Annotated in this window: 24 protein-coding genes; 13 read left to right on the top strand and 11 right to left on the bottom strand. The window is 70.6% G+C overall.

Going from position 1 to position 26,535, the window contains the following annotated elements; all coding sequences use genetic code 11:
- Nucleotides 1–17 precede the first annotated feature (17 nt).
- The 4 genes from OIE53_RS06505 to OIE53_RS06490 are packed head-to-tail and all read right to left on the bottom strand — an operon-like array spanning nt 18 to nt 4,095.
- Nucleotides 18–986 carry a nitroreductase gene (locus tag OIE53_RS06505; protein WP_327025659.1) on the bottom strand — a complete coding sequence of 323 codons (969 nt, stop codon included), beginning with the start codon at nt 984–986 and terminating at the stop codon, nt 18–20.
- On the bottom strand, nt 987–2,078 hold the full coding sequence (locus OIE53_RS06500) for a GNAT family N-acetyltransferase (protein WP_327025658.1): 1,092 nt from the start codon (nt 2,076–2,078) through the stop codon (nt 987–989).
- Nucleotides 2,075–2,521, bottom strand: coding sequence for a DUF4188 domain-containing protein (locus tag OIE53_RS06495; protein ID WP_327025657.1), 447 nt, complete (start codon nt 2,519–2,521; stop codon nt 2,075–2,077). The genes OIE53_RS06500 and OIE53_RS06495 overlap by 4 nt, the downstream gene beginning before the upstream one ends.
- On the bottom strand, nt 2,518–4,095 hold the full coding sequence (locus OIE53_RS06490; protein WP_327025656.1) for a phenylacetate--CoA ligase family protein: 1,578 nt from the start codon (nt 4,093–4,095) through the stop codon (nt 2,518–2,520). Before OIE53_RS06490 ends, OIE53_RS06495 begins: the two co-directional genes overlap by 4 nt.
- Nucleotides 4,096–4,389: 294 nt before the next feature.
- On the opposite strand from OIE53_RS06490, the gene OIE53_RS06485 reads away from it, so the two are divergent.
- The gene (locus tag OIE53_RS06485) at nt 4,390–6,945 is read left to right on the top strand and encodes a tetratricopeptide repeat protein (RefSeq protein WP_327025655.1); all 2,556 of its coding nucleotides are present in this window, start codon (nt 4,390–4,392) and stop codon (nt 6,943–6,945) included.
- On the opposite strand, the gene OIE53_RS06480 is transcribed toward OIE53_RS06485, so the two are convergent.
- Nucleotides 6,917–7,459: a hypothetical protein gene (locus OIE53_RS06480; RefSeq protein ID WP_327025654.1), complete on the bottom strand. Its 543-nt coding sequence runs from the start codon at nt 7,457–7,459 to the stop codon at nt 6,917–6,919. The two genes, OIE53_RS06485 and OIE53_RS06480, sit on opposite strands and share 29 nt — an antisense overlap.
- Before the next feature lie 109 nt (nt 7,460–7,568).
- On the opposite strand from OIE53_RS06480, the gene OIE53_RS06475 reads away from it, so the two are divergent.
- The gene (locus tag OIE53_RS06475; protein WP_327025653.1) at nt 7,569–8,837 is read left to right on the top strand and encodes a barstar family protein; all 1,269 of its coding nucleotides are present in this window, start codon (nt 7,569–7,571) and stop codon (nt 8,835–8,837) included.
- A gap of 48 nt (nt 8,838–8,885) precedes the next feature.
- Here the strand turns inward: OIE53_RS06475 and OIE53_RS06470 are convergent, their stop codons facing one another.
- Nucleotides 8,886–9,359, bottom strand: a complete 474-nt coding sequence (locus OIE53_RS06470; RefSeq protein WP_327025652.1) for a hypothetical protein — start codon at nt 9,357–9,359, stop codon at nt 8,886–8,888.
- A gap of 226 nt (nt 9,360–9,585) precedes the next feature.
- On the opposite strand from OIE53_RS06470, the gene OIE53_RS06465 reads away from it, so the two are divergent.
- Nucleotides 9,586–11,544 (top strand): ABC transporter ATP-binding protein, encoded by a 1,959-nt coding sequence (locus tag OIE53_RS06465; protein ID WP_327025651.1) that lies wholly within the window; start codon nt 9,586–9,588, stop codon nt 11,542–11,544.
- Between the two features lie 114 nt (nt 11,545–11,658).
- Nucleotides 11,659–12,078: a DUF4259 domain-containing protein gene (locus OIE53_RS06460; protein ID WP_327025650.1), complete on the top strand. Its 420-nt coding sequence runs from the start codon at nt 11,659–11,661 to the stop codon at nt 12,076–12,078.
- A gap of 49 nt (nt 12,079–12,127) precedes the next feature.
- Here the strand turns inward: OIE53_RS06460 and OIE53_RS06455 are convergent, their stop codons facing one another.
- Nucleotides 12,128–13,150 carry a YeiH family protein gene (locus OIE53_RS06455; protein ID WP_327025649.1) on the bottom strand — a complete coding sequence of 341 codons (1,023 nt, stop codon included), beginning with the start codon at nt 13,148–13,150 and terminating at the stop codon, nt 12,128–12,130.
- A 70-nt stretch (nt 13,151–13,220) separates the two neighbouring features.
- On the opposite strand from OIE53_RS06455, the gene OIE53_RS06450 reads away from it, so the two are divergent.
- The gene (locus OIE53_RS06450; protein WP_327025648.1) at nt 13,221–14,183 is read left to right on the top strand and encodes a LysR family transcriptional regulator; all 963 of its coding nucleotides are present in this window, start codon (nt 13,221–13,223) and stop codon (nt 14,181–14,183) included.
- A 5-nt stretch (nt 14,184–14,188) separates the two neighbouring features.
- Here the strand turns inward: OIE53_RS06450 and OIE53_RS06445 are convergent, their stop codons facing one another.
- Nucleotides 14,189–17,014, bottom strand: a complete 2,826-nt coding sequence (locus OIE53_RS06445; RefSeq protein WP_327025647.1) for an AfsR/SARP family transcriptional regulator — start codon at nt 17,012–17,014, stop codon at nt 14,189–14,191.
- Between the two features lie 436 nt (nt 17,015–17,450).
- Here OIE53_RS06445 and OIE53_RS06440 point away from each other — a divergent pair, with 436 nt between their 5' ends.
- The 3 genes from OIE53_RS06440 (at nt 17,451) to OIE53_RS06430 (ending at nt 19,222) form a co-directional block, all read left to right on the top strand.
- Nucleotides 17,451–17,999: a carboxymuconolactone decarboxylase family protein gene (locus OIE53_RS06440; RefSeq protein ID WP_327027104.1), complete on the top strand. Its 549-nt coding sequence runs from the start codon at nt 17,451–17,453 to the stop codon at nt 17,997–17,999.
- Between the two features lie 66 nt (nt 18,000–18,065).
- Entirely contained in the window at nt 18,066–18,620 is a 555-nt protein-coding gene (locus tag OIE53_RS06435; protein ID WP_327025646.1) for a carboxymuconolactone decarboxylase family protein, read from the top strand.
- A 53-nt stretch (nt 18,621–18,673) separates the two neighbouring features.
- On the top strand, nt 18,674–19,222 hold the full coding sequence (locus OIE53_RS06430) for a carboxymuconolactone decarboxylase family protein (protein ID WP_327025645.1): 549 nt from the start codon (nt 18,674–18,676) through the stop codon (nt 19,220–19,222).
- Between the two features lie 43 nt (nt 19,223–19,265).
- Here OIE53_RS06430 and OIE53_RS06425 read toward each other — a convergent pair whose 3' ends face one another.
- From OIE53_RS06425 to OIE53_RS06415, 3 genes are all read right to left on the bottom strand, one after another.
- Nucleotides 19,266–20,003 (bottom strand): maleylpyruvate isomerase family mycothiol-dependent enzyme, encoded by a 738-nt coding sequence (locus OIE53_RS06425; protein ID WP_327025644.1) that lies wholly within the window; start codon nt 20,001–20,003, stop codon nt 19,266–19,268.
- 123 nt (nt 20,004–20,126) lie between these two features.
- On the bottom strand, nt 20,127–20,558 hold the full coding sequence (locus OIE53_RS06420; RefSeq protein WP_327025642.1) for a VOC family protein: 432 nt from the start codon (nt 20,556–20,558) through the stop codon (nt 20,127–20,129).
- A gap of 41 nt (nt 20,559–20,599) precedes the next feature.
- A complete protein-coding gene (locus tag OIE53_RS06415; protein ID WP_327025641.1) occupies nt 20,600–21,031 on the bottom strand; it encodes a helix-turn-helix transcriptional regulator in 432 nt (143 codons plus the stop codon).
- 166 nt (nt 21,032–21,197) lie between these two features.
- Between OIE53_RS06415 and OIE53_RS06410 the strand changes: the two genes are divergently transcribed.
- The 5 genes from OIE53_RS06410 to OIE53_RS06390 all read left to right on the top strand — a co-directional run bounded on the left by OIE53_RS06410 (nt 21,198) and on the right by OIE53_RS06390 (nt 26,518).
- A complete protein-coding gene (locus OIE53_RS06410) occupies nt 21,198–22,427 on the top strand; it encodes a PucR family transcriptional regulator (RefSeq protein ID WP_327025640.1) in 1,230 nt (409 codons plus the stop codon).
- A gap of 113 nt (nt 22,428–22,540) precedes the next feature.
- Nucleotides 22,541–23,374 (top strand): carbohydrate ABC transporter permease, encoded by an 834-nt coding sequence (locus tag OIE53_RS06405; protein WP_327025639.1) that lies wholly within the window; start codon nt 22,541–22,543, stop codon nt 23,372–23,374.
- Nucleotides 23,371–24,651 carry an ABC transporter substrate-binding protein gene (locus tag OIE53_RS06400; RefSeq protein WP_327025638.1) on the top strand — a complete coding sequence of 427 codons (1,281 nt, stop codon included), beginning with the start codon at nt 23,371–23,373 and terminating at the stop codon, nt 24,649–24,651. The genes OIE53_RS06405 and OIE53_RS06400 overlap by 4 nt, the downstream gene beginning before the upstream one ends.
- The gene (locus OIE53_RS06395) at nt 24,648–25,646 is read left to right on the top strand and encodes an ABC transporter ATP-binding protein (RefSeq protein ID WP_327025637.1); all 999 of its coding nucleotides are present in this window, start codon (nt 24,648–24,650) and stop codon (nt 25,644–25,646) included. Before OIE53_RS06400 ends, OIE53_RS06395 begins: the two co-directional genes overlap by 4 nt.
- On the top strand, nt 25,643–26,518 hold the full coding sequence (locus tag OIE53_RS06390; protein ID WP_327025636.1) for a carbohydrate ABC transporter permease: 876 nt from the start codon (nt 25,643–25,645) through the stop codon (nt 26,516–26,518). The genes OIE53_RS06395 and OIE53_RS06390 overlap by 4 nt, the downstream gene beginning before the upstream one ends.
- Nucleotides 26,519–26,535: the final 17 nt, after the last annotated feature.

Below are 26,535 nucleotides of genomic sequence, written 5' to 3'. Positions count from 1 at the left end.
CACCCGCTCCCCACGGGTCAGGCCGGTTCGTCGCTGGGGATTCGGCGCGCCGACCGGGGCGCGGGCCGGGTGGGTCGGCCTACCCGGGTGACATGCACCAGCCGCTCCGGTGCCACCTTCAGCAGGCTGCCCAGGGCCGTACGGGTGGCCGCGACGTCGATCAGCTGGCTCAGCGGGTGTGCTGCCAGCCCGGAGGTGTGCAGGGTCAACCAGCAGCGCAGCAGTACCCGGCCTAACTCGACCTGCCCGGCCTGGTCCAGCCCCTCGGGGGCGATCAGGGCCAGCACGGTGCCGCCACGGGCCAGGGGATCGTCGGCAGCGGCTAGCAGCCGGGGCAGACCCAGCGGACGCAACAGGGGGTACGCGGCCAGCCCCGCCCGTAGTCCTACCGCAGCGGGCCGGGACAGGGCCAGGCAGCGGTCGGTCAGCCCGTCGATGCGGTAGTTCGGATGGGTGGGATCCAGCCGGAGCCAACGGCGCAGCTCGGCGGTGATCGCCGGGTCCGCGTACAGGTGCTGGTCGGCGGTGCGCAGCAGGGCACCCAGGCGGTCGGCCTGCGGCACCACCCGTACCTCACCGCCAGTTTGCCGGGCCTCCCGGTCCACCGCCGCGAGCGCCTCCGGGTCCGGACCGGCGGAGAACCGACCCCGGTCGGTACGGCGTTCCCACACGTCCGTGGTGCGGAAGGGGGTCGGGTAGGGGTCCTCGGTCGGGCGCAGCCAACCCACCCACTGGTCCTCGGGATCGGCGACGTACTTCAGGTGCAGGTCGGCGTCGGCGGCGACGATCAGGCAGGTCTCGACGAAGGCGCCGAGGGACAGTCGCAGGTCACGGCCGGTGGGATCGCCGGCCGGCAGGGTACGGGCCGGTTCCCATCCGACCCGGATCCCGGCGGGCTCGTAGCGCAGCCGCCAGGGTTGGGTGTTGTGCGCGCTCGGGGCCCGCCAGCACAGCGGTTCGAGGGCGCGGAAAGCGTCGAGGTCCACCTATCGCTCCTTGGCATAGAAGGTGTAGCCGTGCAGCGGACGACCGCCGAGCCGCCGGTACTGGGCGGCCGATGCCACGTTGTCCCGCTCGACATAGGTGCTGCGCAGGGTGGTGTAGCCGGCGGTGTGCAGGTTGTGGTGCAGGTGGGCGGAGAGCAGCCGCTGGTAGCCACGCCCCTGGTACTGCGGGAGGACCCCCTTGATGATCAGCACCGCTTCCCGGCGGTAGCGGCGGCGGCCGGAGGTCAGCAGCCGCAGTTGGTTGACCACGTGCAGGTTGCCGCGGACGGCGACCAGGAACTCACTGATGTCCGGTACGCAGAGCACGAAGGCCACCGGGATGCCGTCGCGGGTCAGGTAGAGCAGCAACGACTCGTCCAGCAGGTACCCCAGCCCGTCGGTCTGCCGGCGCAGTTGGCGCTCGGAGATCGGGGTGTAGTAGCCCAGTTGGGCGAAGGAGGCGTTCAGCATCTCGCGCAGCAGGCCGAGCTGGTCGTCGAGACGCCGCAGGTCACCTCGGTGCAGTTCCAGGCGTCCGCCGTCCGGCTCGGTGGGCATCGGTGGTTTCGGTTGCGCCGGGGCGGGCACCGGGCAGATCCAGGTGTCGGCCTCGAAACGGCGGTGGAATCCGTACGCCTCGTAGGCGGTCACGTAGTGCGGCGGGTTCCAGGCGCTGTCGACGAAGCCCCGGTCGGCGTACCCGGAGGTGATCACTCCACCGGCCTGGTTGGGTAGCAACGCCACCGGGCCGAACAGCAGGTCCCGGTCGGGTTCGGCGTGCGCGGTGATCGCGTCGAACAGCGGCCGGGCGGCCGGTTCGGTGAACTCGGTGAGCCCGAAGAGTTGGCACCGGCGGCCGAGCTTGGTGTCGAAGGCCGTGTCGGTGTGCAGGGTGGTGCGGCCGACCACCGTGCCGGTGGGGTCCCGCAGGACGTACAGGGAGATGCCGTCGCGCCACCAGCGCCGGATCTGCTGCCGTGGAGTGGGCACGTAGCGGGGTTCACCGGCGTACAACCGGTCGGTGAGGGCGAGGAACTCCCGCAGGGTGCGGCGGCTGGTCACCCGCTCGAACCGGTGGGTGGTCGCGGTCACCGGAGGACCGCCGGGCCACTGGTCTCCGCCCCGATGGGGGTGAAGGTGGCGATGTGCCCCATCTGCGGGCCTTCGGCGCGCCAGGTGCCGTTGGAGTATCCGTCCGGCGCGGCCGTGTAGAGCCGGATGAAGCCGGCGGTCGCGTTACGGGTGCCGTCGGTCAGCCAGACCATCAACCGGCGGTGCTCGCGGGTGCGGGCGAAGCGCAGCATCGCCTCCCGGTCGGTGAAGAAGGCGATCGTGCCCAGGGTCAACGGGAACTGCCAGTAGACGGTGTGCCAGCAGTAGCCGGACATCCGGCGCATGTCCCGGACCATCCGGATCCAGGCCGGTGCCAGCCGCAGCAGGACCAGGGGGTTGGAGTAGCGGGTGGCGCCGATGAACATCGCGCCGGCGCGGGCCTGCGCCGGGGCGCGGGAGAAGTCACGGGTACGCACGGTCACCTCACCAGGTAGACGTTCTTGATCTTCTGCTCACCGGCGAACGGGCCGCTGCCGGGTTCGTGCAGTTCCACCCGCAGGTCCCCGGCGGTCGGGTCCTCCACCAGGGACTGGGCGAAGTCCCGGGAGACCGAGGTGAGGTGTCGGCGTACCCCGGTGCGGCAGGCGATGGCGAGGGCTTCGCGTTGCGCGGCGGTCAGGGCACGGCGCAGTTCGATGTGGATGACCGGTCGGGTCTCCAGGGCCGCGTCCTCCACCAGGGTCAGGCAGAAGCGGTTGATCTCGGCGGCGTACGGATTGCCGGTGTAGAGGCCGTACTCCACGTCCTGGGGGTAGAGGTTGGCCCCCAGGTAGGAGACCGTGGAGTCGCGCCGACCGAACAGCAGCAACACCGGCAGGGTCATCCGCTCGGCGGAGACGGCCGTGCGGAACTCGGCCCGGCGTACCGGGTCGAGGTGGGCCAGCTCGACGATCCGCTGGTACGGCACGAGCAGAGCCTCGTCGCCGATGTTGTACCGCAGCCGGGGTTGCAGCACCTCGGTGGTGACCGTGCAGACCAGTTCCCGGTGCTCGTTGGTCTCCAGGTAGGTGGCGAACGGGTTGTACTGGAACACCATCGGCAGCCGCTGCTCGTCGGCGCCGAGCAACTCGGCCCGCAGCGCCCGGTCGTTCTGCAGCCGCCGCCGCAGCCACACCGTGAACCGGGTCTCCGCGCCGATGCCGATGGTCAGGTCCGAGGCCCCGTACGCCGACCGGACCAGCGCGAACCGCTGCTCCAGATAGTCGCGCAGCGCCTCGGTCATCCCCTCACCGCCGCAGCTGGCGAAGATGCGGTACCGCGACCAGGGAAACTCCTCGGCGTCCAGGCGGTCGCGCAGATGCTTCAGAAACGGTGGGTACGCCGTCACCAGGTAGTCGAAGTCCGGACCGAACTCGCGGAGGGTGTCGATGATCTTCCCAAGGTCCGGGCCGGTGTTCTTCACCACCGAGATCCGGGCCATCGCGGCACCGGTCGTGGTCCCGGTCGCCCAGGCCCCCATCGAATACGCGTTGATCACGAACGGTCGGCGCATCGGGAAGACCAGCTTGGTGTAGCCGACGATGTCCCGGTGCACCGCCCGCAGTTCCCGGTCCCCTCGGGGCCAGTTGAACGGCCGCCCGGACGAACCGGCCGACTCGTCTACCACCACCCCACGGGTCGGCAACCGCCCGCCCCAGCAGCGGTCGGCCGCGTCGTGGGCCACCACGTAGCCGAGCTTGTCGGTCTCCGGGAAATCCGCCAGCCGGTGGCGGGCACCGGCCGGGCGGGCGCGCAGGAAGGCCCGGTAGGCGGGCACCTGCCGGGCGGCCCGTACGCAGACGGACTGGGCGTTGGCCGCGGCCAGACCGTCCAGGACCGGGTGGTGCCGCCGCGCCACCCACCGCCATCCGGCAGGGTGCCGGCTGACGAGCCGGCTCAGCGCGGCGACCGTGCGGCCGAGCGGGGCCAGCACGGCCTGCCGGCCACGCGCGGCCAGGCCCGGCAACGGCGAGTCAGCGGTACGCAGAGCGAGGGGTCGGTGCGGCAGATCGGCCATGCCATGATCCTCACCACCCCGCCGGGCCGACACCTGAGACCGCGAACGGTGTCCGCACTGAGCATCCCTACTCAGTCGCGTTGGCGAGCAGACCTGCCGCGGGCCAGCGTCCAGTCAGCCGCACCGACTACCCGACGTGGCCGATCGTCGATCCTCGTGGCCCCAATCCTCCACCACTCTGGGCGTTCCAGACTGGAAGTGACGGCTGATGAATGGGTTACGCGCACCTGGCGTGCTTGATGGACTACCTTCACTGCACGCCGGCCCGATGCATGATGGGAACATGTCGAATCTATGACGGATCTCGATCGGATTTTCGAACCGCAGTACAAGGCAGTCGACCTCTTCACCAACCGGGTTCCCGAGCACAAGGCTTTCGCCGAGGCGGTGCTGAGCCACCTGGAGCGAGTCGTCGACGGCAGCGGCACTCTCGACACCCCGACACGGCGCAATGTACTGACCTTCTACGGGATTGGCGGAATCGGTAAGACCGCCCTGTCGAAGCGGTTGGAGCGGTGGCTGCTGGGAGAGTTGCCGGAAAGCGCGGAGTGGGGCCAGGCACCCGTCTTCGATCAGCCCATCCGTACTGCTCGGATCGACTTCCACGGCAGCAAGGTGGTCAATGCCGCAGATGTTCTGCTCTGTCTCCGCGCGACCTTGGCGGGCGAGGGCCGCAGGTTCCCGGCGTTCGACCTCGGGCTGGCCGCGTGGTGGACCTTGGCCTGCCCCGGCACACCGTTGCCCACGATGACCAACGCGAACGGACTCGATGTCCGTACGCAGATCGTCGACACCCTCGGCGACCTCATCGGCGACCTCGGCGTCAGCCTCGGCATCGGGCCGCTGAGTGTCCGTACCGGGGTCCGCATCGTCGACGCAATCCGCCAGCGGCGGCTTCGCGACCGCATGTTGCGGGAATGTGATCCGCTCGTGGCGATCATCGACGAAGCGCGTCGGAATCCTTCGCAGGGCGTCGCGTCGAGCCTGGCCGGTCTGCTCTCGTGGGATCTCGAGCGGCTGCTCCGGGGCGAACGACCGGTGGCAGTGGTGTTCGCGGATGCCGCCGAGTACATCCAGGGCGGGAACCGAGTCCAGGAACGCCTGTTCAACAGAATCGTGCACCTGACCCCCGGCATTCTGTGGGTGGTGACTTCGCAGCGCAGCCTCGATTGGGCATCTCCAGCACTGCACGGCGTCCTGCCCTACACCGGTTCGGAAATCTGGCCCGGGCTGTGCATTCCCGCCCGAGCCGAACCCTGCCAGCACCTCGTCGGAGACCTGTCTGACGTGGACGTCGTGACATACCTCGAGCGCGCCTCCGGCACCGGCGGCAACCCGGTTCTCAGCGAGGAGGTGACGGATCGGATCCGACTCGGCTCCCACGGCCTGCCGCTGTATCTGGACCTGTCGTTGTCGATCGCCCGAGCCGCCGGCACGCAGACTCTGGATCCGAAGTCGTTCGGAGGATCGCTGCCTGCGTTGGTGACCCGGGTCTTCGCCGACCTTCCCGAAGAGGAAAGGGACATCGCTCGTACCGCAAGCCTGCTCACCCGTTTCGACGCCGCCCTGGTGGCGACGGCCGCAGGACGCCTGGAGGGCGACGCGCGCCGGTTCTGCGACCGATCGCTGGTTCGTATCGACGAACACCCCAGGTTTCCCTACCGGCTGCATGACGCGGTCCGCTCGGCGTTGTCCAACGAGGCGCCCGCCAGCCCGGGGGCTTGGACTCCCGCGGACCGCCTCGCCCGCGCGCACACGTTGCTCGACACCCTGCGGCAGCGGCACGGAGAGGTGCTGGGCGACATCGACTGCCGGCTTGATCTGCTTCAGTTGGCGGCCGGCCTGTCCGCCGAGCACGATATCGAGGCCCCCTGGCTACGACAGGCGCTGACCGAACTTCCCGGCATGAGCCGGACGGCCGAACGGCTCCCACCCCCGGACACCCGCACCTGGATGGGGCAGTTGTCCCGGTTCTTCGAAGGGTGGCGCGACCGCAGCACTGGCCAGCGCATCGGCTACCTCGAGGACCTCCTCACCACCCCGTTGCCGAAGGACATCGCCCGGGCATCTCGCCTGTTTCTCGCATACGACTATCGGACAGTCGGCGAGGCCGACAAGGCGCTGGTCATCCTCCAGCCGATCCTCGCGGAGGAGCCCGACTCCTCACTTCTGCGTTACCAGGTCGCGCGGACCCTGCACTGGCTCGGTCGTTACGAGGAGTTGGAATACCTCCTTCGGCATTCACCTCCGGCTGAGGACACCGCAGCGGCTCGGCTGCGAAGCGACCTCGCCTTCGAACGAGGGCATCTGTCGGAGGCCATCGCCGGGCCGACCGCGCGAGCCAGGCACCTGCACGCGCTGGGGCAGCACCGGATCGCCATCGAGAACGAGGCGTCAGCTTTGTGGCGGGCAGCCCTCGCCGGTCGAACCACCGTCGCGGAATGCGACAAATTGGCCAGCAAGACGGACCGACACGGCATGTGGCTGACGCTGCGAACGTCCCTCGCCGCCAAAGCGGTGTGCCTGGTGGGCGACGACCCTGCCGTGACCGCGATACTCGGCGAGGCCATTTCCATCGCGCGATCCCGCTCCGGCACCCCTGGATGGCGGGAATGGTCGGTGGCACTGCTGCACGCGCTGCGTCTTGAGGATCGGCGACGGATCGGTGCCGTACGCGCGGATTGGGAGGCCGTTGCTCCCCGCTGCACCTCGAACTACCGCTTAGTCGATCGGCTGTTCATCTATGCCGGCTACCCACCCACCTACCCGCCCCTACCGGAGCAGGTCGAGACAGCCGGCGCGGATCAACGATGGCAGGCGATCATCGCTGCGATCGTAGAGGGCTCGTAGAGCCCTCTACGGGCAACCCGTCCCGCTTCACCGACAGCGCCGCCGCCGGACTCCGGCGGCTACGACCTCTGACGCCGCAGCGTCGTGTCGTCGTCGGCTGAAGCGGACCGGCGAACCGGCGGCGCAGCCACCGGGGCAGTGCGGCCCGGGGTACGAACATCCCCACGTCGCTCGCGACATCGCCGGCGTACGCGCGAAGGGTGTATCCGCCCAGGAGGGTTCGATCGCGCAATGCCACCCGCAGCAGATGCACGCACTCGGCGTCGAGCGCGCCGTGCAGGCGCGCGTGATGGCCCAGTGACTGCAACGCATTGGCGCGGGTTTGCGCGCTGGAGGATCTCAGCCCTCGCTTGACCCGTGGCAGGGTCACCTCGGAATCCTCATGGTGCAGCGTCAGAGCGAGCAGAGCCACCCCCGCGTACGGGTCGTCCCGGTCGAGGGCGTCGTCGACCAGTTCCGGATGCTCGACCACCGCCAACCAGCTGCCGATAAGCCATCCCGGCCCACTGTTCACCCCAAGATCCTCACACAACTCTCCGACTGTTCGAGCAGCACGACTTTGGACACCCCTGCTCGATGGGGACCGGCACCTGTGGACGATGGTCTGGCGATAGGGTCGCGAGGTGACGACGGACGCCGATTCCGGGGCTGGGCGTACGCCGGTGCAGCGGCGGTGGGCCTGGGCGCATCCGGTCGCTCCACGCTGGCTGCTGGTCGGCGGCATCGGCGTCGACGACTCCGACGATGACGACATCCCGTTGGCACTGTGCGCCGAGATCGAGGGGTTGTTCGTCGACCTGCCGTCCCGGCAGCGGGAGCGGTTCACCCTTGTCGGCTGCGCCCCGGAAGGAGCGCTCGCCGAGCTGTTGGATCGGCTGCCCGTCGAGGCGCTCGGCACCGAACGTGCCTGGCTGGGTGACATCTGCCTGGCGGCACCACCCGGGCCACCGGGCAGTTCGCCGTCCTGGTGGGGCGAGGATCTCGGGGATGTCGTCGTACTCGGTCAACGACCGAGCACGAGACCGCGGGCCGGGGACATCGAACTCGACGGGTTCGTCCACCTCTACGACCGCACGGACGCGGTGGTACGCCCAGACGTCGCCGGGTTCGTCCTGCTCGGCCGGGACGACACGCGCTACGGCGCCTGCCGGGACGTCACGGGCGTGTTCCGCGAGCAGGCCGCACCGCCGGTGCCGCAGATCAGGCTGCTCGGTTGCCGACCGGAAGCACCACTGCTCACCGCGCTCGGTGCGGTCAGCAACGCGAGCAAGGCCGCCCGGCGTCGCCGCCGGATCCGCGCCGAGGTGCACATGACAGCTGCCGACGGCTCGGCCCGCCCGGTGAGCGGCGCCGTGGTCTCCGGAACGGTCGTCGCGGGCGAGCCGTCGTGCCTCGGTGCCGGACTCTTCGACGTGACCGTCGACAGCGACCCACGGGAACCTCTGCCGCTGGGGGTCCTCGACATCCTGGAAGGTTGGCGCGTCCGGCGGCCCGCAATGAGGAACATGTGGGCTGGTTACGACCGCGAGCTGCGCGATCACTGGGCCGGAGTGGCGCTCGCCCACCGGGTCGATGCGGCCGACCGGCCACCCGGCACCACCTACGACCTCGACGGGCGGTACGTGACCGACATCGAAGGGTTCTACTGCGCGATCGGCGAGGCGATCAACGGCCCCGGCGGGTACTTCGGCTGGAACCTCGACGCGCTCCACGACTGTCTCAGCGGGGAATTCGGCGCGCGGACACCGTTCCGGCTGGTGTGGCACGATTCGGCTGTCGCCCGCGAACACCTCGTCACCGGCTATGACAAACGTCTGCTGGCCCCGGCGACCAGTCTGGATCAGTTACTGGACCTCCTGGCGGCAGAGCACGTCGAGGTCGACCTCCGCTGACCACGGCCACGCCGCCCGGTCGGGGTCGGTTCGCGACACCGATCGCCCTCATGTCGCCGCGCCGGTGCACCGGTACCTGGCCCGACGAGACCTGACCCTCACGCTGGTCAGGGTCACCGCGAGCGCCAGGAACAGCATCGCCGATCCCACCACCAGGGGGTTGACGTAGTCGGGTACCAGGTCGGGACCGCAGGTGGTGTCATGCAGCGGCCACATGCTCTGCGTACCCCCGCTCGGGGCACCGTGGCGGGGGTCGTAGCCCTCCGGCTGCCGTAGCGCGCACCGGTCGTCGGCGTCGGTGAGTAAGCCGAAGGTGGTCGCCGCCAGCCCATGACCATAGGCGGCGAGCCCTGTCAACGCCGCGCCGACGGCCAGCAACCATCCCGCCCGCGTCCACCCGTTGCCCACCCGCCGGCCGGTCCTCAGGGCCAGCCCGGCGAGGACCACGAGCACAGCGGCACCACCCGCTACCACCGGCCACGCCAGCGACAGCAGCACGAGCGCGATGAAGACGACGACCACGGAGGCACACCGTACGCCTGGGAGCCTCGTCCCGGCCTGCACACCCACCGCCCGCAGCGGAGCCGCCCCCCGCTGCTGACGGGGATCCGGTGTCGGATCGATGCGGCATGGCGCCATTGGAAACAGCGGGAAACTACTCTGCGAGATTGGCCTGTCACCCAATGCCAAGGTCCGATCTGTTCGACACCGTAGCGGTCACCTGCCGCAGACCCCGGGAGGTAGTTCCTTGTCCATTACAGAGGATGGTGCCCGCAGGCAGGAGTCGCCACGGCAGGATTCCGTACTGCCGGAGTTGCGGGAGCTGTGGTGGGAGACCGGGGTGCGGGCGCGGGCGCAGGCCAGCCTGTTCGCGGTCTTCTCCGAGTTGCCCCGCCTGGTCTGGGCCGCCATCGTGGTGAGTTGGCGGGCCGACCGGCTGCGTACCTCGATCGTGGCGGTGACCACCGTCGGGGCCGGGGTGATGTCGGCCTTCGGGCTGCTCGCGGCACAACGGGTGCTCGTGGAACTGTTCGCCGGTGGGCCGACCCCCGACAAGGTGATCGCGGCGCTACCGGCCCTGATCGCCCTGGCGGCGGTGATCGTCCTGCGCGCGAGCATGGCGACCGCGATGGGGTACGCGCAGAACGGCCTCACCCCCAAGGTCGACCGGGAGGTCGAACGGGGGCTGTTCGAGATGACCACGGCGGTACGGCTGGAGGCCTTCGACGCGGACGCCTTCGCCGACGACATGGAACGGGCCACCCGAGGCTCGGCCTCCACCACGGACCTGGTGCAGGCGTCGATGAACCTGCTGGCCGGTCTGGCCGGGGTGATCGCCGTCGCGATCGCCGTCGTGGTGATCCACCCCCTGTTGTTGCCGGCTCTGCTGATGGCCACCGTGCCGAGCGGATGGGCCTCGCTGCGGGCCGGGCATCTGCGCTACCGGACCTACGCCGCCGGGTCGGTGCGGCGGCGACGGATGTGGCTGCTGCACCGCCTGATGGCCGAGCGTGACTCCGCCCCCGAACTGCGCTCCTACGGCCTGCGGGGTTTCCTGCTCGACCAGTACGACCGGGTCATGGGGGTCGAGACCGACATCCAACTGGCCCTGGCCCGCCGGGTGACCACGACCACCACCATCGGGGCGATGATCGGCGGGATCGCGACCGCCGTGGTGTACGTCCTGCTCGGTCTGCTGCTCATCGACGGGCAGATCCCCCTGGCCGCCGCCGCGACCTGCGTGATCGCCATCCAGTCCGCGCAGCGGTCCCTGTCCGTGGTCACCTTCCAGACCGACCGGGTCTACACCGAGGGGCAGCACTTCCGGGACTACACCGGCTTCATGACCCGCGCCGCCGACTACCTGCCCCCGCCCGCCGCCCCTGGTGCGGAGGCACCGGACCGGCTGCGGGAGATCGTGGTGGAGGCGGTCAGCCTGCGCTACCCCGACCGGGAGACTGCGGCCGTCGACCGGGTGAGCCTGCGCATCCGGGACGGGCAGACGGTGGCCTTCGTCGGTGAGAACGGCTCCGGCAAGTCGACCCTGGCCACCATGATCGCCCTCCTGCGTACCCCGACCGGCGGCACCATCCGCTTCAACGGCCGCCCGGCGGCCGACTGGGACACCGACGCCCTGCGAGCCCGCATCGCGGTCGTCACCCAGGAGTACCACAAGTGGCCCTTCACCGCCGCCACGAACATCGCCATCGGCGACATCACCACCGTCCCGGAACAGGCCCGCATCGAGACCGCCGCCGCCCGCGCGGTCGCCCACGACATGATCACCGATCTGCCGTACGGCTACGAGACCCTGCTCGACCGCACCTTCGCCGGTGGCCAGGACCTCTCCGGCGGGCAGTGGCAACGCATCACCGCCGCCCGGGGTTTCCTGCGCGACGCCGACCTGCTGATCATGGACGAACCCTCATCCGCCCTCGATCCCCGCGCCGAGGACGCCCTGTTCCAGGCCATCCGCGACCGGCAGGGACAGGGCATCACCATCCTGATCACCCACCGGCTGGCCAACGTCCGGCACGCCGACTGCATCTACGTCCTGCACCACGGCCGTCTCGTGGAGACCGGCACCCACGACCAGCTCATGGCCGCAGGCGGCCGGTACGCCGAACTGTTCACCCTCCAGTCCGCCGGCTACCGCGCCACTGCGGCCACCTCATCGCTGCCCCGTCAGCCCACCGCCTCCGCCTGACGAACCGCATCCGGCCCGGGTGCACCTCCGCGCCGCACGACGGCCACCGCCCGGTCGGGGAATCTTGTCGGCGGTCGATGTGAGAATGCCACCCAACCGATCTTGGGAGATGGCATGGGGACGTGGGACAGCGGACCATTCGACAACGACACCGCCGCTGACTGGTGTGGTGCTCTCGACGACGCCGACGTGGCCAAGCGTCCGATGATGGTCCGCGAGGCGCTGAGCCGGGCCGCCGGTGAGGAGGGCTACCTAGACGCCGATGTCGCCTGCGCGGCGATCGCCGCAGCCGCGATCGTGGCCGCGCAGCAGCCCGGCGGGCCGGCGATCACCTCCTCGTACGCACCGGACTTCCTGCTCGACGGTGGTCGGCTCGACCTGCCCGACGACCTGGCCCCACTCGCGGCGCGGACCCTCGACCGGATCATGGCCGCTGACTCCGAGTGGCACTTTCTGTGGCAGGACGCTGCAGGACCCACCAACCCTGCCTTCAACACCGTCCACGAACTGCGCAAAGTCCTGACAGCTCGGTAGCCGGGGGTACGTACCCGGGTCAGGCGTGGTCGTACCCGCCCATCCGGCCTCAGGTGGTCAGGGTCAGACCGGCCAGGGTGACGCCGGACAGGACCAGGGTGCCGACCGCGCCGGCGGTCACGGCCTGCCGGCCACCCCGGGCCACCGCGCGCAGGTCTACCGCGGCGCCGAGGGCGAACATGGCGGCGGCCAGCAGCACCGTGCCGGCCAACGATCCCAGGTCCACCAGGCCGGTCGGCAGCCAGCCGGTGCTCCGCAGCAGCGCCGCCGCGACGAAGCCGACCACGAACCAGGGCAACAGCGGGGGCTTGCGTACCCCGTGGGTGGTCCTGGTGCCGGATCGGCGGACCAGGGCCACCAGGGCGACGAGTGGGGCGAGCAGCAGCACCCGGAACAGTTTGACGACGACGGCCGCCGACAGGGCCGTGGCACCGACCGCGCCGCCGACCGCGACGACCTGGCCCACCTCGTGCACGCTCGCCCCCACCCACAGGCCGAGCAGCACCTCGTCGAGGCCGAACAGCACACCCAGGGCGGGCAGGGCGATCATGGAGACCGTGCCGAGCACGGTCACTACCGCTACCGCGGTGACGACGTCCTCCTCCTCGCCGTCACCGACCTGGTTCATCGCGGCCACGGCAGAGGCGCCGCAGATGGCCACCCCGGTCGCCACCAGCAGGGAGCGATCGGGGGTGAGGCCGAGGCGTCGGCCCGCCCAGCGGGTGGCCAGGAAGCTGGCGGCCACCCCCAGCACCACCACGAGTATCGGCCCGACCCCCAGGTCGACGACATCTGCCAGGACCAGTTGCAGGCCGAGCAGCACGATGCCGATCCGCAGCAGGGTGGTGGCGGCGAACCGCAGGCCGGGCTGCAACCACGGACGGTTGCCGCCGCAGGCGGTCAGCGCGATACCGAGCACGATCGCCACCACCAGCGGGCTGGCGGCACCGAACCGGTGATTCACCAGATGTCCGACGGCGGCCGCGCCGGCGGCGACGAGCAGTCCCGGCAGCAGGCGGGGGCCTCCCCTACCTGCGGCGGGAACGACGCTGGTCGCCTCCTTGATCGTCATAGGGACAGCTTCACGTGATCCGGCCCTCTCCAGTAGCCGTCCACCGGGGTGCAGGTCATAGCCTGGGGTTATGAGTGTGCTTCCCGACCTGGTGTCGTTGCGCCTGCTGGCCCGGGTGGCCGAGCTGGGCAGTGTCGGCCGGGCCGCGCGCACGATGGGCATGTCCCAGCCGTCGGCCAGCAAGCGCCTGGCCGCGCTGGAACGGCAGGTACGGCTGCCGCTGCTGACCCGCACCCCGCGCGGTTCGATGCTGACCGACGACGGGCAGGTCGTGGTCACCTGGGCCCTGCGCCTGCTGACCGTCGCCGACGAGTTCCACAACAGCCTCACCGCCATGCGTCACGCGCGGGCGGCACGGCTGCGGGTGGCCGCGAGCATGACGGTCGCCGAGGCCCTGCTCCCCCGCTGGTTGCACAGCCTGGCCCAGCGTGAGCCCGATGTGCAGGTGGGCCTGACCGTGGTCAACTCCACCGAGGTCGCCCGGATGCTGGTCACGGACGACAGCGTCGACATCGGGTTCATCGAGGGGCCGAGTGTGCCCGAGGGCCTGGATCAGCGGATCGTCGGACACGATCACCTGGTCGTCGTCGTGGCGCCCCAGCATCCCTGGGCCCGTCTTCGTCGCCCGCTGCGTAGGACGGAGTTGGCGGGTACCCGGCTGGTGGTCAGAGAGCAGGGGTCGGGCACCCGGGAGACCCTGGAGGTGGCCCTGCGCGACCTGGCCCCGGCCCCGCCGCACCTGTCCCTGGGGTCGAACGCCGCCGTCAAGGGCGCGGCGATGACCGGCACCGCGCCGGCCGTACTGAGCCGGCACGCCGTGGAGACGGAGCTGGCCACCGGCCACCTGGTGATCGTGCCGGTGGAGGACCTGCCCCTGCGCCGGGACCTGCGCGCGGTGTGGCCGCGCGGTCGGCGGCTCACCGGATCGGCCACCGCCCTGCTCCAGGCGATCGACAACTCCCCCGCCACGCCGCCGACCCGGCCCATGAAGACCACCGATGATCGGCGCCTACCGGACCGAAGCGCGGTCTGAGGGTTTCAGCCCGTCCGACCGGCAGCGGCCTGGCCGAGTTCCGCGAGTCTGCGGCGGGCCTCATCGACCGTGGGATCACCCAGGTCGTCATAGATGGCAGCGGCCAGCCGCCAGGCTTCGGCCGCCGCCTCGGCCTTGCCCATCGCGGCCTGGGCCTCGCCGAGCCGAACCAGGGTCTCCGCCTGGTGATAGCGGTCCGCGGAGGCGTGGAACAGCTCCACTGACTGCTCGTAGCAGGACACCGCACGGGCATGATCGCCGAGTCCCTGGTAGGCGAAGCCCAGGCTGTCCAGCGTCGCCGCCTGGCCGTTGCGGTCGTCGATGAGCCGCTGCTGGGTCAGCGCCGCCGTGCAGTCGACGATCGCCTGCAGGTGGTCACCGCGAACGGCGTGGATGTACCCGACCGCGTTGAGGGCCCGCCCTTGCCCGGCCCGGTTGCCGGTCCGCCGGTACAGGCGCAGGGCCTCGTGACCGTGGGTCAGCGCCTCGTCGACCCGGCCGAGCACGAAACAGTGCTCGGTGTAGTTGTGCAGGGTCTGCGCCAGACCGTCCTCGTCGTCGAGCTGCTCGTACAACTTGATCGCCCGCTGCAGGTGGTCGCCGGCGGTGTCCTGCTGGCCCAGCCGCGCGGCGGCCCGGCCCAGCAGTCGACTGGCCGTGGCCTGAGCGTTGAGGTCGCCGAGGCATTCCGCCGCCGCCAGGGCGGTCTGCTGGGCCGCCAACTGGTCGTGCCAGAGCCCACGGGGCGCCAGGAAGGTGGTCAACGCCCAGGCCAACTGCCAGGCGTACGCCTCGAAGCCAGTGGTGGCGGCCTGCCGGATCACCCGCAGCAGCACACGGCGTTCGGTGGAGAACCAGTCCAGGGCGGCGTCCTGGTCGGCCATCGGCAGGTGGATGACGTCCGGCAGGACCGGCACGGGGGTGATGGGTGTCCACTGCGGCTGGACCAGTCGGGCCGCCGGATAGGCGCTGTGCAGGTAGTGGTCGTACAGGCGGTGGCGAGCCTCGTGCCGCTCGGCGCTCCGGTCAGCTCCCCGGGTCAGCTCGGCGGCGTACGAGCGCAGCAGGTCGTGGCAGGCGTATCGGTCGGTCAGGTGCTCGGTCAGCAGGTGCAGCCGGGTCAGTTCCTTGAGCACCGGGCCGACCGCCGGTGTGGGGCAGCCCAGCAGCGCGGCCGCGGCGGCGCTGGTCAGTTCGGGTCCCGGATGCAGTCCGATCAGGCGGAACAGGCGGGCGGCGACGGGACTCAGGGCCCGGTAGGACCAGGAGAACACCCGACGTACGTCGCCGTCGGCCAGGACCTCCAGCCGCGCCTCTGGTGGACGCAGTTCCGCGGCGATGGCCTCCAGCGTGAAGGTGGGTCGGGTCGCCACCCGGGCCGCCACGATCGACAGGGCCAGGGGCAGGCGTCCGGCGGCCTCGATCATGTCGGCCACGGCGTCCGGTTCGACGTCCAGCCGATCGCCACCGATCCGGCTGCGCAGCAGGTGCGTCGACTCCGTGGCGGTCAGTACGTCGAGGGCCAGCAGTCGGGCACCCTCGGCGGCTACCAGGCTGTGCAGTTGCTCCCGACTGGTCACGACGACGACGCTGCGGCCGGTACCGGGCAACAGCGGTCGCACCTGCTCGGCGTCGCGCGCGTTGTCGAGCACGATGAGCATCTGGCGGGAGGCGAGCAGGCTGCGGTAGAGGCCGATCCGCGCGTCCAGACTGCTCGGTATCCGGGCCAGGGGTACGCCGAGCGCCTCCAGGAAGCCGAGCAGTGCGTCGGCGGGCGCGACGACTTCCCCGTCGTCGTACCCGCGCAGGTTGACATGGAGTTGTCCATCGGGGAACCGGTCGGCCACCCGATGCGCCCAGTGCAGCGCCAGCGCGGACTTACCGATGCCGGCCATGCCGCAGATCGCGGAGATGACCACAGTGGTCGGCCCATCGACCCGGTCGTCGATGGCCGCGTCCAGGCGGGTCAGCTGGAGTTCCCGGCCAACGAACCCGGGTGGCACGAAGGGCAGTTGGGCCGGGCGGACCCGGGCCATGGCCGTGACCCCCCGGCCGCCGGTAGCCGACGATCCGTTCCGGTGTCGCCGGTGGTGCAGGATGTCGTCGTGCAGGCGGACCAGCTCGGGCCCGGGGTCCATCCCGGTCTCCTCGGCCAGGGCCCGTCGGACCTGCCGGAAGGCCGCCAGCGCACCGGCCACGTCACCGCTGGCGTAGAGCGCTGACATGAGGTGCGTCCAGGCGCGCTGCCGCAGCGGGTACCGGTCGAGCAGGGCCCGCAACCGGGGGATCGCCTCCGCATGAGCACCGAGGGCCAGTTTCGCCTCGGCATGATCCTCCTCGGCCAGCAGCCGCCGCTCCGCCAACTGCTCGACCCAGCGGGACAGCTGCGGGGCCAGCGGCAGCTCGGCCAGCGCCTGGCCCCGCCACAGGGCCAAGGCTCCGGCCAACTCGGCCTCGGCGCGGGCGGGGTCGCCGTTGGTCAGGGCTTCCCGTCCCCGGGCGGTCGCGGCGTCGAAGCGGTCCAGGTCACGCTCGTCCGGTTCGACTCGGAGCAGGTATCCACCGTGGGTGGTCACGATTCGCGGCTTGTCGTCGACACCGTCCTGGAGGGCTCGCCGCAACCCGCGGATGTAGGTGCGGATGTTGGCGTTGGCCGAGGCCGGTGGCTGGTCTCCCCAGAGGGCGGCCACCAGTCTCTCCGCGGCGACCGCCTCGCACGGCCGGAACAGCAGACAGGCCAACACCAGCCGTTGCTTCACCGAGCCGAGATCGAGCGTCCGACCATGGTGGACCACCGACAACGGGCCGAGCAGGTCGAAGCGGAGCGGCATCATTCACCTCAGCCCGAGGCTGGCCAGTTGTACGTCGATTGTGCGCGCCTTGTACGCCGGTCACCGTACCATCGCCGCCGAGGCGATCACCTGCGCTGGACGAGCAGGTGAGACCGGCCTGCGAGGGGTTGCCACACCTGCCGTCCCGGCCCGAGGCGGTACCCACGCCCATGGTCCGCCGGACGGGTGCTCCGGGGCCATCCGGCAGCGGGGGTTGGCCCCCGGCGTCCTGGACCGGCCCGTCGGCTACGGGATGATCGACGGCCCGGTCCAGGGCGCCGGGGGTCCTGCGCCTGCCGGCTGCGGACCCCTGGATGGCGAATGCGTGCGGCTGTCGGGTGACGCACCGGACACCCTTGAGATGCCACGATCTATTCACTAGATTCAATCGCCGCACGGCGAGAACGATCGACTTCGAGATCCAGGAGAGTGCCTCATCGCTCACATCGATCTAGGGGTGCCCGAGGCCGAGTTCCCCGGCATCCGTGGCCCGTTGCGCTTCCGACCGGAGACCGGCCAACCGTTGCTTGAGCTGGTCGAGGTGCTGCTGCGCGGCCCACACCCGCTCTCTGCGGGCGAACGCGAGTTGATCGCCGCGTACGTCTCCGGCCGCAACGAGTGCACCTACTGCTGCTCGGCACACTCGGCATACGCGGCGGCCCAACTCGATGAGGGCATGTCCCTGGTCGAGCAGGTGCGTGCCGACCCGGACACCGCGCCGATCTCGGCGAAGCTGCGGGCCCTGCTGCGCATCGCCGCCGCCGTCCAGGTCAGCGGACGCGAGGTCACCACCGAACTCGTCGAGGCCGCCCGCACCGAAGGCGCCACCGACCTGGAAATCCACGACACCGTCCTCATCGCCGCGGCCTTCTGCATGTTCAACCGGTACGTCGACGGCCTCGGCACCGTACCGGCAGCCGACCCGGGGTGGTACGTGCAGGCCTCCGAGCGAATCGTCCGCACCGGCTACCGGCAGGTCGTCTGAGGACGGCCTGGCGACACCGCTGGATCGAACCCGCCCGCCTACCCGCAGACTCGGAGCACCCCAGTCATGGCGCATATCGACCTCGGCCAGGACGAACAGGTCTACCTGGGCATCCATGGCCTGATCCGTTACCGGCCAGAGACCGGCCGCCCCCTGCTGGCGCTGAACGAGGCGTTGCTGCGCGGCCCGCACCCGCTCTCCGCAGGGGAACGGGAGCTGATCGCCGCGTACGTCTCCGGCCGCAACGAATGCCGGTTCTGCCGGGGCGCGCACTCGGCGTTCGCCGCCGTGCAACTCGACGAGGGCATGCCCCTGGTCGAGCAGGTGCACGCCGACCCGGACACCGCACCGATCTCGGCGAAGCTGCGGGCCCTGCTGCGCATCGCCGCTGCCGTCCAGGTCAGCGGACGCGAGGTCACCACCGAACTCGTCGAGGCCGCCCGCACCGAAGGCGCCACCGACCTGGAAATCCACGACACCGTCCTCATCGCCGCGGCGTACTGCATGTTCAACCGGTACGTCGACGGCCTCGGCACGCTCGTACCTGACAACCAGGAGTGGTACATGGGCCCGGCCGGACGGGTCGCGACCCGCGGCTACCTGCCGGTGCTGGACCGCTGACCCCGTGCCGATCATCGAAATATCATCGGCTGATCGAATCAGGATGTGAGGTCATGGCACACATCGACCTGGGCGTGGACGAGAACGAGTTCCCCGGGGTCCGGGGCCCGTTGAAGTACCGGCCGGTGACCGGCAAGCCGATGTTGGAACTGGCCGAGACCCTGTTGCGGGGGCCGCTCAGCCTATCCACCGCCGACCGCGAGTTGATCGCCGCGTACGTCTCCGGTCTGAACCAGTGCACCTACTGCTGCGCGGCGCACTCGGCGTTCGCCGCCGCACTGCTCGACGAGGGCATGCCCCTGGTCGAGCAGGTTCGCACCGATCCGGACAACGCGCCGGTCAGCACGAAGCTGCGTGCCCTGCTGCACATCGCCGGGGCTGTGCAGCGTAGTGGCCGCGACGTCACCCCGGAGCTGGTCGAGACGGCCCGCGCCGAGGGTGCCACCGATGAGGAGATCCACGACACCGTCCTCATCGCGGCGGCCTTCTGCATGGTCAACCGGTATGTCGATGGCCTCGGCACCTTCGCCCCGAGTGATCCGACGTTCTACGAGGAGGCAGCCCGGCGGGTCCTCAGCGTCGGCTACCGCAACACGGTCTGAGCGCAGGCGGCGACCAGGCTGCGGCGGGCGCCGGCGACCCCACTCAGGGCAGTTCGGGCGCCCCGGCTTCCCGGGATCGTCGGGCGGATGGTGGCGGGCTGGCCAGCACCCGCAGCGGCGCCATCAGGCGCCCGAGCACCTCCGGTCGGGTCCGGTTGAGCACCCGCGACCGCAGCAGGATCAACCCCTCGCCGTCCAGGTGGTCGAAGGCCCACGGTCGGCCGCCGATGCCGAGCAGCAGGGTCTCGGCACGGCCGCGGACCACCGGCCCGCTGCCGTACGTCCAACCGGTGTCGGTGGCCTCCAGTCGCAGGCCACGCAGCCGGTCTCCCATCGCGTACCCGGGCGAGGGCTGGTCGGTCAGGTGCCGGAAGGCCACCCGGAGCCGCTCCTCCGGGGTGTCGCGGGCGATGTTCAGGGGCACCCGCATGTCCAGGTCGTGCAGCAGCACGTCGGTCAGGACGGGGTCGTACCCGGAGCGCGGGATGGTGGTGCGGGAGGTCGCGTGCCGCCGCAACCTCGCCACGATCTCCTCGATCGGCAGGCGGGCGGCCCGGCGGGTCAGCCGGAGGTTGAAGCGGTCGAAGTCGGCCCCGGTGGTGACGATCGCGGCGTAGATCTTCAGTTGGCCGAAGCGCAGGTAGGTGGTGAGGTGGGCGGCCACGTCGTGCACCCTCCAGCCCGCGCAGAGGCTCGGCCGGCGGAGTTGCTCGGCCGTCAGACCCTCCAGAAGGTCGGCTGCCCGGTGCCGCTCGTCGACGATCATGTCGAACACCCGCATGGCTACCAGGGTATTGATACTTACCGTTGTCGACATCCGTCCGCGTGCCGTGCCGACCCGGTGACGGCCCGCCCCGCCCGACGGGATGGAGCGTCGGGCGAGGCGGGCGGCCAGGTGCGCTGGTCAGTCGAAGTCGGCCGGGCTGAACTCCTTGTGCTCGACCAGGACCAGCCAGTTGCCGGAGTTGTCGCGGGCCACGGCTTCCACCCCGTACGGGCGATCCGCTGGTTCCTGAAGGAACTCCACGCCCTTGGCCCGCAGCTCCTCGTAGGTCTTGCGGCAGTCGTCGACGGCCAGACCGAGGGCGAAGAGACTGCCCTCGTCCCGGGCCCGGCCGAACATCTCGGCCACCTCCGGCGACAGCGGCGGGCCGGGGAGTTGGAGGTGCACCTCCAACTCCGGCTGGCTGGGGTGACCGACCGTGCACCAGCGGTAGGAGCCGTCGCCGATGGTGAGGTCGGTGCGCTCGACGAATCCGAGCACCTCGGTGTAGAAGGCCTTGGCGGCGTCGATGTCCTTGACGAAGACGGTGGTCAGCGAGACGTTCGTAATCATGCGGGCCAGGCTAGGCCCCGTCGGTGCGGTGGCGGCTTCTTCTAGCTTGCGGCGTCACCGCGCCGCTCGGCGAACCCCCACATGAACACGAAACAGCCCGGAATACGCGGAGCGCCGGCCTGCGCCCAACGGCGCTGGAACTCGCGGGGTGACTCGCCGACGAGTTCCCGGAACCGGCTGCTGAACGAGCCCAGGCTGGCGAAGCCGACCGCGTAACAGGCCTCGGTCACGGTGAGATTGGTGGCTCGCAACAGGTCCTGGGCCCGCTCGATTCGCCGTTGTGACAGGTATGCGGCCGGCGAGAGGCCGTACGTGATGGTGAACAACCGATGGAAGTGATACTTGCTGATGCCGGCGACGGCCGCGACGGCGGCGAGGTCCAGCGGCTGGGTGTAATGGCGGTCCATGTGGTCGCGTGCCCGTCGCAGGTGAACCCGAAGGTCACCGGGAGCACGGGTCGGCGGTCGGCTCATCACGACAAGCCTATGTGACAGCCAACGCGAGAATGATACGCATAACTGTAACGAAGAAGCCTGGTCCTACGCCTATCCCGGGTGTAGACAGGATCCCGATCATGGCGGGGGTGCGCGGGGCGGTTTCTGCCGCCGCCAGGGATCCATAAACGTGAGAGGGGGGCTGGTGCGAGGCGAACTGCAACGCATCGTCGACGCCGTCGCCGCCCACGCCGGACGTCCCGCACTGATCGAGGACCGACGGCAACGGGTCGTCGTGTACAGCGAGCAGAACGGGCTGACCGACGAGGTCCGCCGGGCCTCGATCCTGCGCCGGCAGAGCAGCCCGGAGGTCGTCGCCTGGGTACGCGACCTCGGGCTGGCCGACGCACGCGGGCCGGTACGCACTCCGGCCCGGCCGGACCTGGGCATGTTGCCCCGGCTGTGCGTACCGGTGCGCCACCACGAGCTACTGCTCGGCTACGTCTGGTTCATCGATCCCGACGGCACCATGACCGATGTCGACCTGACCGCCACCGGCTTGCTCAAGGAACTCTCCCTGGCCCTGTACCGGGAGAACCTGCTCGGTGAACTGGCCGCACAACGGGAGACCGAGGCGGCCCGTACCCTGCTGGCCGACAGCCCGGAGACCCGCGACCAGGCGGCCCGCGCCCTGCTGGAGGCGGGGATGATCGCCGCCGACGGGCCCCGGACGGCGTTGGTGGCCCGGCTGGTCGCCCCCGCGCACCGGCAGCCGGACGAGCTGGCCCGCATCGCCCTGGAACAGGCCCTGGTGGCCGCCCGCCGACGCGCCGGGATCAGGGAGGCCCTGCACCTGATCCGGCACGACCACGGAGTGCTGCTGCTGCCGGCCGAGCCGGTCGCGGGGCGGCCCGCCCCGGAGACCGCCGCCCGCCAACTCGACGAGGACCTTCAGCACGTCACCCGGGCGCTCGGCTCGGTGGAACGTACGGTGGTCGGGGTCGGGCAGATTCGGCCGCGGCTGGCGGACGCCGCCGAGTCGTACGTCGAGGCTCTGCACGCGGCCCGGGTCGGTGCGCAACTTCCCGCGCTGGGCCGGGTGGTCTTCTGGTCCGCCCTGGGCAGTTACCGGGCCCTGGCCCGACTCAGCGACCAGCAGCTGACGGTGGCCGACGTGCATCCCGGGCTGGCCCGACTGCTGGCCACCCCGGGCAGCCAGGTCCTGCTGACCACCCTGGAGCGGTATCTGGACCAGGCCGGCAACGCCCATGCCACGGCCGCCCGGCTGCGGCTGCACCGCACCACCCTCTACTACCGACTGCAACGCATCGAGGAACTGGCCGACACCGACCTCAAGGACGGCGACGAGCGGCTGTGTCTGCACCTGGGACTCAAGCTGGCCCGGTTGACCGGGCAGCATCGGCCCGAGGAGTGAGGTGACTGCGACACACGTAGCATCCCGGCGCGGGGATCTCCGACAGGTGCCCGATGACCGACGGCCAGTTGATCTCTAGGTTCGGCCAAGGGGCAGTTGAGGGGGGTGGCGCGGTGGTCGGGCGTTGGCTCGGGCGGTTCGTCGTGCCCGCCATCTTCGCGGTGATCTTCGTAGCGCCACTGTGGTTCATGGTGGTCGGGTCGCTGCGGCCGGCCGGTTCCCCGCCACCGCGCACCCTGGAACTGTGGCCGGCCGATCCCACCACGGCCGCGTACACCCGGCTGCCGGAACTGGTGCCGCTGGCGCGGTATCTGGCCAACTCGGCGCTGGTGGTGGCGATGGCCGTACCGCTGACCGTGCTGGTGGCCGCGCTGACCGGCTTCGGGCTGCGGCTGCTGTCCGGGGCCGCCCGCCGCCGGGCCCTGCTGGCCCTGCTGGTCGTGTTGCTGGTGCCGGTCACCGCCGTGTGGGCCACCCGGTTCGAGGTGTTCCGCCACTTCGGGGCGGTCGACACCTACCTGCCCCTGCTGGCACCGGCGGCGTTGGCCGTCAGCCCCTTCCTGATCCTGCTGTACGCCTGGAGCTTCGGCGGCATACCGGACAGCCAGTTGCAGGCCGCCCGGCTGGAGGGTGCCGGCTGGCTGACCATCTTCCGACGGCTGGCCCTGCCCCAGGTCAAGCCGGCGACCCTGGCGGTGGCGGTGCTCGCCTTCACCTTTCACTGGTCCAACTTCATCGACCCCCTGCTCTATCTGACCAGCGGCGACCGCTACACCTGGCCCCTGGGGCTACGGTTCCTGCTGCTGCTCAACCCGACGGACTGGCCGCTGCTGATGGCCGGCAGCGTGATCGCCACCGCGCCCTGCGTCCTGATGTTCCTGCTCGCCCAACGGATCCTGCTGGCCGACGATCCCCTGGCGGCGCTTCGCTCGAAAGGAAGACGATGACCTCCCTCTGGCGGCGCACCTGCGCCACCTTGCTGGCGACGGCGCTGATCGTCACCGGATGTTCCTCCGGTGACGACAAGGCCGACGACTCCGGCATCACCGTCGTGCTGTTCGGTGACGCCGAGGAGATCGCCGGCTACCGGACCATGGTCGCCGACTTCACCGCGGCCAACCCCGACGTACCGGTCAACTTGTCACCGGTGGCCAGCCAGGACGAGCTGATGGCGCGGCTGACCACCTCCTTCGCCGGGGGCCAGCCGCCGGACGTGTTCCTGCTCAACTACCGCCGCTACGGCCAGTTCGCCGCCCAGGGGGCGATCGAGCCGGCGCAGTCCTACCTGGACTCCAGCGAGGCGATCAAGGAGAGCGACTTCAGCCCGCAGGCCCTGGACGCCTTCCGGTTCGACGGTAAGGAGCTGACCTGCCTGCCGCAGAACCTGTCCTCGCTCGTCGTCTACTACAACGCCGACCTGTTCGCCGCCGCCGGGGTGCCCGCCCCGAAGGCAGGCTGGACCTGGGACGACTTCCTCGCCGCCGCAAAGGCGTTGACCCGCGACGGCCGGTACGGGGTCGGGGTGGACCCCTCGCTGCCCCGGCTGGCCCCGTTCGTCTGGTCCAACGGCGGTGAGCTGGTCGACGATCCGGACAAGCCGAGCAGGCTGACCCTCACCGACAACCCGTCCTCCCGGGCGGCCGTCGACTGGTTCCTCGACCTGCAACTGCGCCACGGTGTGGTGCCGCCGGACGCCGAGGAGCAGAGCGAGTCCAGCGAGGCCCGGTTCATGCGCGGCACGCTGGGCATGTACCTCAACAGCCGGGTGGCCGTGCCCACCCTGCGCACCATCACGGACTTCACCTGGGATGTCGCGCCGCTGCCGGTGGCCCCCGGCGGGCAGCCGGCCTCCATCCTGCACAGCGACGCGTACTGCATGAGTGCCGGACTGGACGACCACCGGCCGGCCTGGCGATTCATCGAGTACGCGATGGGCAACGCCGGGCAGCACACCCTGGCCGAGTCCGGCCGTACCGTGCCGTCCCGTCTTGAGGTGGCCAACTCCCCCGTCTTCCTGGACCCGGCCAAGCCGCCCCGCTCCTCGCAGGTGTACCTCGACGCGGCGCCGCACCTGCGGGCCACCCCCCGCACCGGTAGCTGGTCGCGGGTGGAGAAGGAGGGCAACAGTCTGCTGGCCGAGGTCTTCTACGGCCGGATCGACCGCGAAGCCGGGCTGCGCCAACTGGAGGACCGGGTCCGTCCGCTGTTCTCGGTAGGCAAGTGAAGGGCGTCATCCGGCTGGAGGCCCTGACCCGCTCGTACGGCGGAAAGCCGGCCGTCGATCGCGTGGACCTGGAGGTGGCCGCCGGGGAGTTGATCACCCTGGTCGGCCCCTCCGGATCGGGTAAGTCGACCATCCTTCGGCTGATCGCCGGACTGGACCGGCCGGACAGCGGCCGGATCCTGGTCGACGACGTCGACGTGGCCACCATCGCGCCGCCCCGGCGCGCGGTGGCCATGGTCTTCCAGGACTACGCGCTGTTTCCGCACCTGAGTGTGCTGGACAACCTCACCTTCGGCCTGCGGGTGCGCAAGGTGCGCCGGGCCGAGGCGGTCCAGCGGGCCGAGGCCGCCGCGCAGCGGCTCGGCATCGGTGACCTGCTGGACCGCTACCCCGATCAGATGTCCGGCGGCCAGCGTCAGCGGGTGGCCCTGGCCCGGGCCCTGCTGCGCGACCCCAGTGTCTACCTGCTGGACGAGCCGCTGGCCAGCCTGGACGGGCCGCTGCGCTTCGCCACCCGCACCGACCTGCTGGCCCTGCACCGGGAACTGCGCACCACCACCATCCATGTCACCCACGACCAGCACGAGGCGATGACCCTGGGCGACCGGGTGGTGGTGCTGGCCGAGGGGCGGATCCGCCAGGTCGGCCCACCCCAGCAGGTGTACGACGAGCCGGCCGACACCTTCGTCGCCGGGTTCCTCGGCAGTCCGCCGATGAACCTGGTACCCGGCGGCGGGGTGCTCGGCGGGGACGACACCCTGACCATCGGGGTACGGCCGGAGGACCTGACCCTCGACGACGCCGGACCGATCACCGCCACGGTCGAGGCGGTGGAGTCGCTGGGCAGCGAGGCCAACCTGTCGACCCGCTGCCCGGACGGCACCCGGCTGATCGTGCGCACCGGCCCCCGCCCCGGGGTGGCCCCCGGGGACGAGGTGCGGCTGCGCGCCGATCGGCTGCACCGGTTCGACGCGACCACCGGCCGACGACGATGACCCGGCCCCGCCGACCCCTGACCGGCTGGGCCTTCCTGGCCCCGTACGCCATCGCGGTGGCCCTGCTGGTCGCGGTGCCGGCCCTGCTCAACGTCGGGTACGCCTTCACCGACCACACCGGGCTGACCCGGGACCCGCAGTTCATCGGGCTGGACAACATCCGCCGGATGTTCGGCGACCGGTTCCTGCTCGACAGCCTGGAAGCCTCCCTGTTCCATGTGGCGCTGGCCGTACCGGTGCGGTTCATCGCCGCGGTGGGACTAGGCCTGCTGCTCGCCGCCCCCCGCCCGGGTGGCCGCTGGTTCCGCACCGCGGTCTACCTGCCCACGGTCATCCCCGACGTGGCCCTGGCGGTGCTGTTCCTGTGGGTGCTCAACCCGCTGTACGGGCCGCTGAACCAACTTCTGGGGCTGTTCGGTCACGAGGGATACAACTGGCTGGCCGACCCCACCACGGCCCGTATCGGGGTGGTGTTGATGTTGGCCTTCCCGATCGGTGAGGGGTTCGTGGTGGTGCTGGCCGCCCGTCGGCTGCTCGACGGCCGACTGTACGAGGCGGCGGCGTTGGAGGGTTGCGGACCGTTCGGACAGTTGCGGCGGCTCACCCTGCCCCTGCTGGCCCCGGTGCTGGTGCTGCTGGCGGTGCGGGACATCATCCTCACCCTCCAGGTGAACTTCGTGCCGGCGTACGTGCTCACCGACGGGCGGCCCGCCAACGCCACCCTGTACCTGCCGGTGTACATCTTCGACCAGGTCTTCGAGTTCTCCGGCTTCGCCTACGGCTCCCTGGTCACCATCCTGTTGATGCTGATCACTGCCGTGATCATCATCGTGCTGCTGCTGGTCGTACGACGCTGGCGGGTGCTGCGATGAGCTGGCATCCTGCTGCG

This window comes from Micromonospora sp. NBC_01739, assembly GCF_035920385.1.
GTDB lineage: Bacteria > Actinomycetota > Actinomycetes > Mycobacteriales > Micromonosporaceae > Micromonospora.
This window is presented reverse-complemented; position numbering and strand designations above follow the sequence as displayed.

Coding starts and splice junctions, on each gene's coding strand:
- OIE53_RS06490 (WP_327025656.1), bottom strand. CDS start 4,095: ATGGCCGATCTGCCGCACCGACCCCTCGCTCTGCGTACCGCTGACTCG.
- OIE53_RS06485 (WP_327025655.1), top strand. CDS start 4,390: ATGACGGATCTCGATCGGATTTTCGAACCGCAGTACAAGGCAGTCGAC.
- OIE53_RS06460 (WP_327025650.1), top strand. CDS start 11,659: ATGGGGACGTGGGACAGCGGACCATTCGACAACGACACCGCCGCTGAC.
- OIE53_RS06455 (WP_327025649.1), bottom strand. CDS start 13,150: ATGACGATCAAGGAGGCGACCAGCGTCGTTCCCGCCGCAGGTAGGGGA.
- OIE53_RS06450 (WP_327025648.1), top strand. CDS start 13,221: ATGAGTGTGCTTCCCGACCTGGTGTCGTTGCGCCTGCTGGCCCGGGTG.
- OIE53_RS06445 (WP_327025647.1), bottom strand. CDS start 17,014: ATGCCGCTCCGCTTCGACCTGCTCGGCCCGTTGTCGGTGGTCCACCAT.
- OIE53_RS06435 (WP_327025646.1), top strand. CDS start 18,066: ATGGCGCATATCGACCTCGGCCAGGACGAACAGGTCTACCTGGGCATC.
- OIE53_RS06430 (WP_327025645.1), top strand. CDS start 18,674: ATGGCACACATCGACCTGGGCGTGGACGAGAACGAGTTCCCCGGGGTC.
- OIE53_RS06425 (WP_327025644.1), bottom strand. CDS start 20,003: ATGCGGGTGTTCGACATGATCGTCGACGAGCGGCACCGGGCAGCCGAC.
- OIE53_RS06420 (WP_327025642.1), bottom strand. CDS start 20,558: ATGATTACGAACGTCTCGCTGACCACCGTCTTCGTCAAGGACATCGAC.
- OIE53_RS06415 (WP_327025641.1), bottom strand. CDS start 21,031: ATGAGCCGACCGCCGACCCGTGCTCCCGGTGACCTTCGGGTTCACCTG.
- OIE53_RS06400 (WP_327025638.1), top strand. CDS start 23,371: ATGACCTCCCTCTGGCGGCGCACCTGCGCCACCTTGCTGGCGACGGCG.
- OIE53_RS06390 (WP_327025636.1), top strand. CDS start 25,643: ATGACCCGGCCCCGCCGACCCCTGACCGGCTGGGCCTTCCTGGCCCCG.